The following is an 11105-nucleotide window of genomic DNA, read 5'->3' as shown; positions in this document are numbered from 1 at the left end:
TGCGCCCCTATGGGGCGAAATCAATGCCACCTGCTATGCAGGTGGTTTTTTACGTCTGCGATTCTTACATGTTGATACAGTTATTCATAATTTTATTGATAATTGTAATCATTATCTTTATCATTTCCGCCAAATTCAGGATGAAGCCAATCCCCGTATCTTGCAGAGGGTCAGACTGACAAGGGGCGACCAGCCACATCTACTGTAAAAAATTGCGCGCATACGCCGTTAGAGCGCTATGCCGACAGTACCTGTGAGCAGGACCTTTTTTGTTTGTTTTGTTGTACACCTCATGGAGATATGGAATGTTCAGGCTAAACCCTTTTGTCCGGGCCGGATTATGCGCGTCCGTCGTATCCCTGGCGTTTCCGGCGCTCGCCGACGTTAACGAAGAAACGCTGGTCGTCACCGCTGCGGCAACTGAACAGAGCGTCAAAGATGCGCCCGCCAGTATTAGCGTTATCACCCAACAGGATCTGCAGCGTAGACCGGTACAAAACCTGAAGGATGTACTGCGGGAAGTGCCGGGCGTGCAGCTCACCAACGAAGGGGATAACCGCAAAGGGGTGAGCATTCGCGGCCTCAGCAGCGGCTATACGCTGATCCTCGTTGACGGCAAACGCGTTAACTCGCGCAACGCCGTTTTCCGCCACAACGATTTTGACCTCAACTGGATCCCGGTTGATGCCATTGAGCGTATCGAAGTGGTGCGCGGGCCGATGTCTTCCCTCTATGGTTCCGACGCCCTCGGCGGCGTGGTCAATATCATTACCAAAAAAGTCGGTCAGCAGTGGACGGGCACCCTCAGCGCGGATACCACCATTCAGGAACACCGCGATCGCGGCGATACGTACAACGGCCAGTTCTTTACCAGCGGCCCGCTGATTGACGGCGTGCTGGGGATGAAAGCCTACGGCAGCCTGGCAAAGCGCGCCAAGGACGATCAGCAGGCTTCCAGCAACGCAGCTGGCGAAACGCCGCGTATTGAAGGCTTCACCAGCCGCGACGGCAACGTCGAATTCGCCTGGACGCCCACCGATAATCAGGACATTACCGCTGGCTACGGGTTCGATCGCCAGGATCGGGATTCCGACTCTCTTGACCGCAACCGCCTCGAGCGCCAGAACTACTCCCTGAGCCACAACGGCCGCTGGGATGTCGGCAATAGCGAGCTGAAATTCTACGGCGAGAAAGTGGATAATAAAAATCCGGGCCAGGCCGGAACGATCACATCTGAGAGTAACTCGGTGGACGGCAAATACGTTCTGCCGCTGGGCATGATCAACCAGCTGCTGACCTTCGGCGGCGAATGGCGTCACGATAAGCTGAAAGATCCGGTCAACCTGAGCAGCGGCGGTAAATCCACTTCCGCCAGCCAGTACGCGCTGTTCCTCGAAGATGAATGGCGGATAATCGAGCCTCTGGCTTTAACGACCGGCATTCGTATGGACGATCACCAGACCTATGGCGATCACTGGAGCCCGCGTGCTTATCTGGTCTATAACGCCACCGATACCGTGACCGTGAAGGGCGGTTGGGCGACGGCATTTAAAGCGCCATCCCTGCTGCAGCTGAACCCGGACTGGACCACCAACTCCTGCCGCGGCTCGTGCAGTATTATCGGTAACCCGGATCTGAAACCGGAAACCAGCGAAAGCTTCGAACTGGGTCTTTACTATCGCGGTGAAGAAGGCTGGCTTGAAGGCGTGGAAGGAAGCGTCACCACCTTCCAGAATAACGTTGACGATATGATCGATATCCTGCGTACCTCCAGCGCCAGCGAAGCGCCGGGCTACCCGAATTTTGTCGGCTGGAAAACGGTGAATGGTAAACGCGTGCCGGTATTCCGCTACTTCAACGTCAATAAGGCGCGTATCAAAGGGGTAGAAACGGAATTGAAGGTGCCGTTCGGCGACGAATGGAAGCTGACGGTAAACTACACCTACAACGATGGCCGCGACCTGAGCAACGGCGGCGATAAACCGCTGCAAACGCTGCCGTTCCATACCGCTAACGGTACCCTCGACTGGAAACCGCTGGACGACTGGTCCTTCTACGTCACCGCCAACTATACCGGCGAACAGCGTTCGGTCAGCGCGACGGGCAAAACGCCCGGCGGCTACACCATGTTTGATATCGGCGCGGCCTGGAACGTCACCAAAAACGTCAAGCTGCGCTCCGGGGTACTCAACGTGGGCGATAAGGATCTGAGCCGCGACGACTATAGCTATACGGAAGAAGGGCGCCGCTACTTTATGGCCGTCGATTACCGCTTCTGACCGGGCGATAAAAGAGGGCTGGCAGATTTCCCTGCCAGCCCTCGCTAAAGGCGCTCAGGGTGAAGCCAGACGGAAAAGCGGTGGGCGAACCCACCGCTCCAGGTGGCTACTTACCGGATTCGTAAGCCATAAAAGCAGCTACCTCCCTGTTCGTATCGCGGTAGCGAATTTCGCAAAGCGATTTTCTTACCATCAGGGTGAACGCTAATAGCGTGATACACACGATGAGCAGACACCAGATCGGGACGTTGGGCGGTACCTTCATGGTTTGTTCTCCTTGCCTTACGGCGGGTAAGAGACTAACCTGATGTTGTCTAGGCATCGGGACAGCCTCGTGGGTGATTACATTACCTTCGGGGCTTTCTTCTTTCTGCCTCAGCACAACGGTAAAACTCAATCCTGCTCTGAGGCGAAAGCCTCAAGCGCCGCCAAAAATCATACCCCCCGACGACGGAAAATACACTATCTCTCTGTATATATTAGTTTTTATGACTATTGGATGATGAGGCATTTTGCGTATCAATGCGCCGGGAAGGTGCTTCACGACGCATTGAAAGGATCAGGAGAAGAGGTGCCGGGCATGGAAGCGCAGGTGGTCCTCAATAAATGAGGCGATAAAGTAGTAGCTGTGATCGTAACCGGGCTGAATACGCAGGGTTAACGGCCAGCTTTTCTGACGCGCGGTTTCCGCCAGCACCGCCGGCTGCAGCTGTTCGGCGAGGAATGTATCGCTATCGCCCTGGTCAATCAGGGTTGGAATCGCATCTGACTCGCTGCTGGCCTGCATTAACGCGCAGCTGTCCCAGGCCTGCCAGGCCGCTTCATCCGCTCCCAGATAGGCGGTAAAGGCTTTTTTGCCCCAGGGAACCTGGGTCGGGTTAACGATAGGCGCGAACGCGGAAACGCTGACGAAGCGGCCCGGATTCTTCAGCGCCATCACCAGCGCGCCGTGGCCGCCCATGGAATGCCCGCTGATGGCGCAGCGGTCGCTGAGATTAAACTCGCGGGCAATCAGCTGCGGCAGCTCGTCGCGAAGGTAATCGTACATGCGGAAATGCGCGGACCACGGCGCCTGGGTGGCATTGAGATAAAAGCCAGCGCCTTTCCCCAGATCGTAAGCGCTATCGTCGGCAACGTTATCACCGCGCGGACTGGTGTCCGGCATCACCAGCGCAATGCCCAGTTCGGCGGCGACGCGCTGAGCGCCCGCTTTGGTGGTGAAGTTTTCATCGTTGCAGGTCAGGCCGGAGAGCCAGTAGAGAACCGGCGGCGGCGCGTCAGCGGCGGCGGGAGGTAAAAAGATGCTGAAGGTCATTGCGCAGTTCAGCGTTGCGGAGTCGTGCCGCCAGCGTTGTTGCCGACCTTCAAAACAGCGGTGCTCTTCGAGCAGTTCCATGCAGGGCTCCTTAAGTGTCTCAGGCGTAATTTTCCATAATACAGATATTTCATGCCCTCGTGAGTAACTTTCACTTCCTCCTTTTCGGAACGTATTGCATCATTAATGCAACTTTTAACCAACATGCTGACCTTGCCGCAGCGGCAGGCGTCGCGCTATGGGTCAGCGATTGGTTTGGTTGCGGCAAGGTGAGCAGGGCGTTGCGTGACGCATCGTAGTGCGCTGGTCTGGCGGCGTGGAACGAGAGGTGACGCCAATTTCAACAATTATCGATGCGGCTACTGGATTCTGTGCGTCACCTCACGCACAATGAATACAAACTTTGCCCTCAGAAGAGCAAAGAGCGCCACACCTGCAGGAGAACAAAAATGTCATCACTGAGTAAAGAAGCCATACTCGTTCATGAAGCGCTGGTCGCTCGTGGGCTGGAGACGCCGCTGCGTCCGCCAGTACAAGAAATTGATAATGAAACTCGCAAGCGTCTGATCGCCGGACACATGACCGAGATTATGCAGCTGTTAAACCTTGATCTAAGTGATGACAGCCTGATGGAGACCCCGCATCGCATCGCCAAAATGTACGTCGATGAGATCTTCTCCGGACTGGACTACGCCCGGTTCCCCAAAATCACCGTCATCGAAAATAAGATGCAGGTTGATGAAATGGTGACCGTGCGCGATATCACCCTGACCAGCACCTGTGAACACCATTTTGTGACCATTGACGGCAAAGCCACGGTGGCCTATATCCCGAAAGATTCGGTGATTGGCCTGTCGAAAATTAACCGTATCGTGCAGTTCTTCTCCCAGCGTCCGCAGGTGCAGGAGCGGCTGACGCAGCAGATCCTCACCGCGCTGCAAACGCTGCTGGGGACCAGCAACGTCGCGGTTTCCATCGATGCGGTGCACTACTGCGTGAAAGCGCGCGGCATTCGCGATGCCACCAGCGCCACCACCACCACGTCGCTGGGCGGCCTGTTTAAATCCAGCCAGAATACCCGCCAGGAGTTCCTGCGCGCCGTACGTCACCACAACTAAAACGGAGCAGGGTACATGGAGAGAAATGTCACGCTGGACTTTGTCCGCGGCGTCGCCATCCTCGGTATCCTGCTACTGAATATCAGCGCCTTCGGTTTACCGAAGGCCGCTTACCTCAACCCGGCGTGGTCCGGGAACATTTCCGCCAGCGACGCCTGGACCTGGGCGATTCTCGATCTGCTGGCGCAGGTCAAATTCCTGACCCTATTCGCCCTGCTGTTTGGCGCCGGACTTCAGCTTCTGCTGCCGCGCGGCAAGCGCTGGATCCAGTCGCGCCTGACGCTGCTGGCGCTGCTTGGCTTTATTCACGGACTGTTTTTCTGGGACGGCGATATTCTGCTGGCCTATGCGCTGGTCGGGCTGGTGGGCTGGCGAATGGTGCGCGACGCGCACGATGTCAAATCGCTGTTTAATACCGGCGTGGTGCTGTACGTTATCGGCGTGGCGGTACTGCTGTTGCTGGGATTGATTTCCGGCAATACGCCCAATCGTTCGTGGCTGCCGGACGCGGCAAATTTGCAGTACGAGCAGTACTGGAAGCTAAAAGGCGGCTTTGAAGCGGTGAGCAATCGAGCGGATATGCTGTCGGATAACCTGCTGGCGCTGGGCGCGCAGTACGGCTGGCAGCTGGCCGGTATGATGCTGATGGGCGCCGCGCTGATGCGCAGCGGCTGGCTCAAAGGGCAGTTCAGCCTTCGCCACTATCGGCGTACCGGCCGGCTGCTGATTGCGGCCGGAATGGCGGTCAACTTGCCCTCGATTATTGCCCAGTGGCATCTTGGCTGGGACTACCGCTGGTGCGCATTTTTGCTACAGGCGCCGCGGGAGCTGGGCGCGCCGCTGCAAACCATCGGCTACGCGGCGCTGGCCTGGGGCTTCTGGCCGCAGCTGTGTCAGAGTCGTCTGGTGGGGGCGATTGCCTGCGTCGGGCGCATGGCGCTAACCAACTATCTGCTGCAGACCCTGATTTGCACTACCCTGTTCTACCGCTTCGGCCTGTTTATGAAGTATGACCGCTTACAGCTGTTAGCCTTCGTACCGGCCGTATGGGCGGTTAATCTTCTCTTCTCGTGGTTTTGGCTACGTCATTTCCGTCAAGGGCCCGTTGAGTGGCTATGGCGTCAATTCACCCTGCGTGCGTCGGGGACATCATTAAAAGATACATCCAGATAACGATCTGGATCACAATCATTAACAAAATGGATGTAACCGTTTCCATCCCTGTGACCTCACTCACGTAGCGTACGGCACGTCGCTGCCAGAATAGCCTCCTTGCTGAACACAGGAGGTGAGTGTGACGTACTGCAATGCTCTACAGGTCGGTGAGTATGATCACCATTCGTGATGTCGCCCGCCAGGCGGGTGTTTCCGTCGCGACGGTTTCGCGCGTGCTGAATAACAGCGCGCTGGTGAGCCCGGATACGCGAGAAGCGGTAATGAAGGCGGTAACGCTGTTGGGCTATCGGCCAAACGCCAACGCGCAGGCGCTGGCGACGCAGGTCAGCGATACCATCGGCGTGGTCGTGATGGACGTGTCGGACGCCTTTTTTGGCGCGCTGGTCAAAGCGGTTGATACCGTCGCCCAGCAGCATCAGAAATATGTGCTAATCGGCAACAGCTATCATGAAGCGGAAAAAGAGCGTAACGCCATTGAGGTGCTGATTCGCCAGCGCTGTTCAGCGCTGATCGTCCACTCTAAAGCGCTGAGCGACGCGGAGCTGGGGGATTTTATGGAGCATATGCCGGGAATGGTGCTGATTAACCGCATCGTGCCGGGATACGCCCACCGCTGCGTTGGGCTGGATAACGTTAGCGGCGCGCTGATGGCGACCCGCATGCTGCTCAATCATGGTCACCAGCGCATCGGCTACCTCTCTTCCAATCACGGCATTGAAGATGATGATTTACGGCGAGAAGGGTGGTTAAGGGCGTTACATGAACACGGCATTGTCGCTCCCGAAAGCTGGGTGGGATCCGGGTCGCCGGATATGCAGGGCGGTGAGGCGGCGATGGTCGAACTGCTGGGGCGCAACCTTGGTCTGAGCGCGGTTTTCGCCTACAACGACAGTATGGCGGCCGGCGCGCTCACGACGCTTAAAGATAACGGCATTGCCGTACCGCAGCATCTTTCGCTGATCGGTTTTGATGATATCCCCATTTCCCGTTACACCGACCCGCAGCTGACAACGGTCCGTTATCCGATTATGTCGATGGCGAAACTGGCGACAGAGCTGGCGCTACAGGGCGCGGCGGGAAAGCTGGATCGTGACGCCAGCCACTGCTTTATGCCGACGCTGGTGCGCCGACATTCGGTGGCGCAGAGGCAAATTGTGGGGCCGATCACTAACTAATTATCTGCCTGATGTAACCGCTTTCAATATGTGAGTGATTTCACAGTTTGTTAACATTAAGCTGACTATGATTGCTGCGTTTACAAGTCTGAACATACTATGTCACGGTGATTAATCACTTTTACAGCAGTAATCGGCGGTTAAACGATTAATAAAGCCGTTTTTCAGGAGCGTTACCCTACACGGAAGACAGAATTACAGTCGTGAATGTCGCTGTGCAGTAACATAAATGTAACGCTCGCCAGCCATTTTCACACCAAAGACCCTGCATAATAAAACCGGAGATTCCATGAATAAGAAGGTGTTAACCCTGTCTGCTGTAATGGCTAGCATGTTATTTGGCGCCGCGGCTCACGCAGCAGATACCCGTATCGGCGTGACGATTTATAAATACGACGACAACTTTATGTCGGTGGTGCGTAAGGCAATTGAAAAAGATGGCAAATCAGCGCCGGATGTTCAGCTGCTGATGAATGACTCGCAAAACGACCAGTCCAAGCAGAACGATCAGATTGACGTCCTGCTGGCAAAAGGGGTGAAGGCGCTGGCGATTAACCTGGTTGACCCGGCGGCGGCGGGGACGGTCATCGATAAAGCGCGTGGCCAGAACGTGCCGGTGGTGTTCTTTAACAAAGAACCTTCCCGCAAGGCGCTGGATAGCTACGATAAAGCGTACTACGTCGGTACCGACTCAAAAGAGTCCGGCGTGATTCAGGGTGACCTGATTGCCAAGCACTGGAAAGCGAACCCGAACTGGGATCTGAATAAAGACGGCCAGATTCAGTTTGTCCTGCTGAAGGGCGAGCCGGGCCATCCGGATGCGGAAGCGCGTACCACCTACGTGATTAAAGAGCTGAACGACAAGGGCTTCAAAACCCAGCAGCTGGCGTTAGACACCGCCATGTGGGACACCGCACAGGCGAAAGATAAGATGGATGCCTGGCTGTCTGGCCCGAATGCCAACAAAATTGAAGTCGTCATCGCTAACAACGATGCGATGGCCATGGGCGCGGTAGAAGCGCTGAAAGCGCACAATAAGAGCAGCATTCCGGTATTCGGCGTCGATGCGCTGCCTGAAGCGCTGGCGCTGGTGAAATCCGGCGCCATGGCGGGTACCGTACTGAACGATGCCAACAATCAGGCGAAAGCCACCTTCGATCTGGCGAAAAACCTGGCCGATGGAAAAGAACCGGCTGCCGGTACTCAATGGAAAATTGATAATAAGATTGTCCGCGTACCGTACGTTGGCGTTGATAAAGATAATCTGAGCGAATTTATCGGTAAGTAATCGCTTAATAAGCTGCGGGCGTACGCGCTTGTACGCCCGATTATTCCTGATACAGAACCCGTCCCGGCTCGTCGTTAATGCGTCGGCTGGGGTATGCACGCACGCAGCCAGGTATAACTATGGTCAGCAATAATAGCGAACGGTCAGGCGAATATTTGTTGGAAATGAGCAACATCAACAAATCGTTTCCTGGCGTCAAGGCTCTCGATAATGTGAACCTCAAGGTTCGTCCCCACTCTATTCACGCGTTAATGGGGGAGAACGGCGCGGGCAAATCTACATTATTAAAATGCCTATTTGGAATCTATCAAAAAGATTCCGGCAGTATTCTTTTTCAGGGACAAGAGATCGATTTCCATTCGGCAAAAGAAGCCCTGGAAAACGGTATTTCAATGGTTCATCAGGAATTAAACCTGGTATTGCAACGTTCGGTAATGGACAACATGTGGCTGGGGCGTTATCCCACCAAAGGCATGTTTGTCGATCAGGACAAAATGTATCGTGATACCAAAGCGATTTTCGATGAGCTGGATATTGATATCGACCCGCGCGCTCGCGTCGGAACGCTATCGGTATCGCAAATGCAGATGATTGAAATTGCGAAGGCATTTTCCTATAACGCCAAAATTGTGATTATGGATGAGCCGACTTCTTCGTTAACCGAAAAAGAGGTCAACCATCTGTTTAAAATTATCCGCAAGCTGAAAGAGCGCGGCTGCGGCATAGTCTATATTTCCCACAAAATGGAAGAGATCTTCCAGCTGTGCGATGAAATTACCATCCTGCGCGACGGCCAGTGGATTGCCACCCAGCCGCTGGAAGGGCTGGATATGGATAAGATCATCGCGATGATGGTGGGCCGCTCCCTCAATCAGCGCTTCCCGAACAAGGAGAATAAGCCGGGTGAGGTAATTCTTGAGGTGCGCAATTTAACCTCACTGCGCCAGCCATCGATTCGCGATGTCTCTTTCGATCTGCACAAAGGCGAAATCCTGGGGATTGCCGGACTGGTTGGCGCGAAACGTACCGATATCGTGGAGACGTTATTTGGTATTCGCGAGAAGGCCGGCGGGACGATCAAGCTGCACGGTAAGAAGATTAATAACCATAATGCCAATGAAGCCATCAACCATGGCTTTGCGCTGGTGACCGAAGAGCGCCGTTCGACGGGAATTTATGCCTACCTGGATATCGGTTTTAACTCGCTGATCTCCAATATTAAGAAATACAAGAATAAGGTCGGATTGCTGGATAATTCACGCATGAAAAGCGATACCCAATGGGTGATTGATTCGATGCGCGTGAAAACCCCGGGGCAGCACACGCAAATTGGTTCGTTGTCCGGTGGTAACCAACAAAAAGTGATTATCGGTCGCTGGCTATTGACCCAGCCGGAAATTCTGATGCTCGATGAACCCACGCGCGGCATTGACGTTGGGGCGAAGTTCGAAATTTACCAGCTGATCGCCGAGCTGGCAAAAAAAGACAAAGGAATCATTATTATTTCCTCCGAGATGCCGGAGCTGCTGGGTATTACTGACCGTATTCTGGTAATGAGCAATGGTCTTGTTGCCGGAATTGTTGAGACTAAAACCACCACGCAAAACGAAATTCTCCGTCTTGCGTCGTTGCACCTTTAAGATCAGGGGCTCCTCATGAGTGCGTTAAATAAAAAGAGTTTTCTCACCTATTTGAAAGAAGGTGGGATTTACGTGGTTCTTTTAGTATTGCTGGCCATTATTATTTTCCAGGATCCGACTTTCTTAAGTTTGCTGAACTTAAGTAATATTCTGACCCAGTCTTCGGTGCGTATTATTATCGCTCTCGGCGTGGCCGGACTTATTGTCACCCAGGGAACCGACCTTTCAGCCGGACGCCAGGTCGGCCTGGCGGCGGTTATCGCCGCCACGATGCTGCAGGCGGTGGACAATGCCAATAAGGTGTTCCCGGAGATGGCCACGATGCCGATCCCGCTGGTTATCCTGCTGGTGTGTGCGATCGGCGCGGTCATTGGTCTTATCAACGGTATTATCATCGCTTACCTGAACGTGACGCCGTTTATCACCACCCTCGGCACGATGATCATCGTTTACGGTATCAACTCCCTGTATTACGACTTTGTTGGCGCGTCGCCGATTTCCGGCTTCGATAGCCACTTCTCGCAGTTTGCCCAGGGGTTTATCGCGCTGGGCTCATTCCGCCTGTCGTATATCACCTTCTATGCGCTGATTGCCGTGTTCTTCGTATGGATCCTGTGGAACAAGACCCGCTTTGGTAAAAACATTTTTGCTATCGGCGGTAACCCGGAAGCGGCGAAGGTCTCCGGCGTCAACGTCGCCCTGAACCTGCTGATGATTTATGCGCTCTCCGGCGTGTTCTACGCGTTCGGCGGGCTGCTGGAAGCCGGACGTATCGGTTCGGCGACCAACAACCTTGGCTTTATGTATGAACTGGATGCGATTGCCGCCTGCGTGGTCGGCGGCGTATCGTTCAGCGGCGGCGTCGGTACCGTATTTGGCGTGGTGACCGGGGTGATAATCTTCACCGTCATCAACTACGGTCTGACCTATATCGGCGTGAACCCGTACTGGCAGTACATCATTAAAGGGGCGATTATCATCTTCGCCGTGGCGCTGGATTCGCTTAAGTATGCGCGGAAGAAGTAAGTTCCTCTGTTGATAAAAGCTGCCTGCGGGCAGCTTTTTTATCCCTGCATGAACACCACCTCCTATGGAGGTGGTCAGCAATAAGTTG

The 11105-nt window shown here is 54.5% G+C and carries 10 protein-coding genes; 8 read left to right on the top strand and 2 right to left on the bottom strand.

What is annotated here, in order from left to right:
• Positions 1-208: hypothetical protein (locus tag SIK97_RS00575; protein WP_319610906.1), on the top strand; the 208-nt coding region annotated here is incomplete at its 5' end.
• A gap of 97 nt (positions 209-305) precedes the next feature.
• Positions 306-2279, top strand: coding sequence for a catecholate siderophore receptor CirA (gene cirA / locus SIK97_RS00570; RefSeq protein ID WP_014230158.1), 1974 nt, complete (start codon positions 306-308; stop codon positions 2277-2279).
• Between the two features lie 106 nt (positions 2280-2385).
• Here cirA and SIK97_RS00565 read toward each other — a convergent pair whose 3' ends face one another.
• Both SIK97_RS00565 and fghA read right to left on the bottom strand, forming a co-directional pair.
• On the bottom strand, positions 2386-2544 hold the full coding sequence (locus SIK97_RS00565) for a type I toxin-antitoxin system Hok family toxin (RefSeq protein ID WP_025106750.1): 159 nt from the start codon (positions 2542-2544) through the stop codon (positions 2386-2388).
• 294 nt (positions 2545-2838) lie between these two features.
• Positions 2839-3675: an S-formylglutathione hydrolase gene (fghA, locus tag SIK97_RS00555; RefSeq protein ID WP_038424722.1), complete on the bottom strand. Its 837-nt coding sequence runs from the start codon at positions 3673-3675 to the stop codon at positions 2839-2841.
• Positions 3676-4043: 368 nt separating this feature from the next.
• On the opposite strand from fghA, the gene folE reads away from it, so the two are divergent.
• The 6 genes from folE (at position 4044) to mglC (ending at position 11017) form a co-directional block, all read left to right on the top strand.
• Positions 4044-4712, top strand: a complete 669-nt coding sequence (gene folE, locus SIK97_RS00550; RefSeq protein ID WP_004103895.1) for a GTP cyclohydrolase I FolE — start codon at positions 4044-4046, stop codon at positions 4710-4712.
• Between the two features lie 15 nt (positions 4713-4727).
• A complete protein-coding gene (yeiB, locus tag SIK97_RS00545; RefSeq protein WP_057173297.1) occupies positions 4728-5885 on the top strand; it encodes a DUF418 domain-containing protein YeiB in 1158 nt (385 codons plus the stop codon).
• Positions 5886-6040: 155 nt separating this feature from the next.
• On the top strand, positions 6041-7063 hold the full coding sequence (gene galS, locus SIK97_RS00540; RefSeq protein ID WP_014230155.1) for an HTH-type transcriptional regulator GalS: 1023 nt from the start codon (positions 6041-6043) through the stop codon (positions 7061-7063).
• Positions 7064-7352: 289 nt separating this feature from the next.
• Complete coding sequence (gene mglB, locus SIK97_RS00535; protein WP_014230154.1) at positions 7353-8351, top strand: galactose/glucose ABC transporter substrate-binding protein MglB; 999 nt, start codon at positions 7353-7355, stop codon at positions 8349-8351.
• A 119-nt stretch (positions 8352-8470) separates the two neighbouring features.
• The gene (gene mglA, locus SIK97_RS00530) at positions 8471-9991 is read left to right on the top strand and encodes a galactose/methyl galactoside ABC transporter ATP-binding protein MglA (RefSeq protein WP_014230153.1); all 1521 of its coding nucleotides are present in this window, start codon (positions 8471-8473) and stop codon (positions 9989-9991) included.
• Positions 9992-10006: 15 nt separating this feature from the next.
• Positions 10007-11017: a galactose/methyl galactoside ABC transporter permease MglC gene (gene mglC, locus SIK97_RS00525; protein ID WP_004852662.1), complete on the top strand. Its 1011-nt coding sequence runs from the start codon at positions 10007-10009 to the stop codon at positions 11015-11017.
• The last annotated feature ends 88 nt before the right edge of the window (positions 11018-11105 follow it).

It is taken from the genome of Klebsiella sp. JN_Kp126 (genome assembly GCF_033843325.1).
Taxonomy (GTDB): domain Bacteria; phylum Pseudomonadota; class Gammaproteobacteria; order Enterobacterales; family Enterobacteriaceae; genus Klebsiella; species Klebsiella michiganensis.
Note: the sequence above shows the minus strand (reverse complement) of the source record. Positions and strands in the feature narration are given on the sequence as shown.

Excerpts from the sequence above, each read along its gene's own strand:
- cirA (WP_014230158.1), top strand. The coding sequence starts at position 306 with ATGTTCAGGCTAAACCCTTTTGTCCGGGCCGGATTATGCGCGTCCGTC.
- fghA (WP_038424722.1), bottom strand. The coding sequence starts at position 3,675 with ATGGAACTGCTCGAAGAGCACCGCTGTTTTGAAGGTCGGCAACAACGC.
- galS (WP_014230155.1), top strand. The coding sequence starts at position 6,041 with ATGATCACCATTCGTGATGTCGCCCGCCAGGCGGGTGTTTCCGTCGCG.
- yeiB (WP_057173297.1), top strand. The coding sequence starts at position 4,728 with ATGGAGAGAAATGTCACGCTGGACTTTGTCCGCGGCGTCGCCATCCTC.
- mglA (WP_014230153.1), top strand. The coding sequence starts at position 8,471 with ATGGTCAGCAATAATAGCGAACGGTCAGGCGAATATTTGTTGGAAATG.
- SIK97_RS00565 (WP_025106750.1), bottom strand. The coding sequence starts at position 2,544 with ATGAAGGTACCGCCCAACGTCCCGATCTGGTGTCTGCTCATCGTGTGT.
- mglC (WP_004852662.1), top strand. The coding sequence starts at position 10,007 with ATGAGTGCGTTAAATAAAAAGAGTTTTCTCACCTATTTGAAAGAAGGT.
- mglB (WP_014230154.1), top strand. The coding sequence starts at position 7,353 with ATGAATAAGAAGGTGTTAACCCTGTCTGCTGTAATGGCTAGCATGTTA.
- folE (WP_004103895.1), top strand. The coding sequence starts at position 4,044 with ATGTCATCACTGAGTAAAGAAGCCATACTCGTTCATGAAGCGCTGGTC.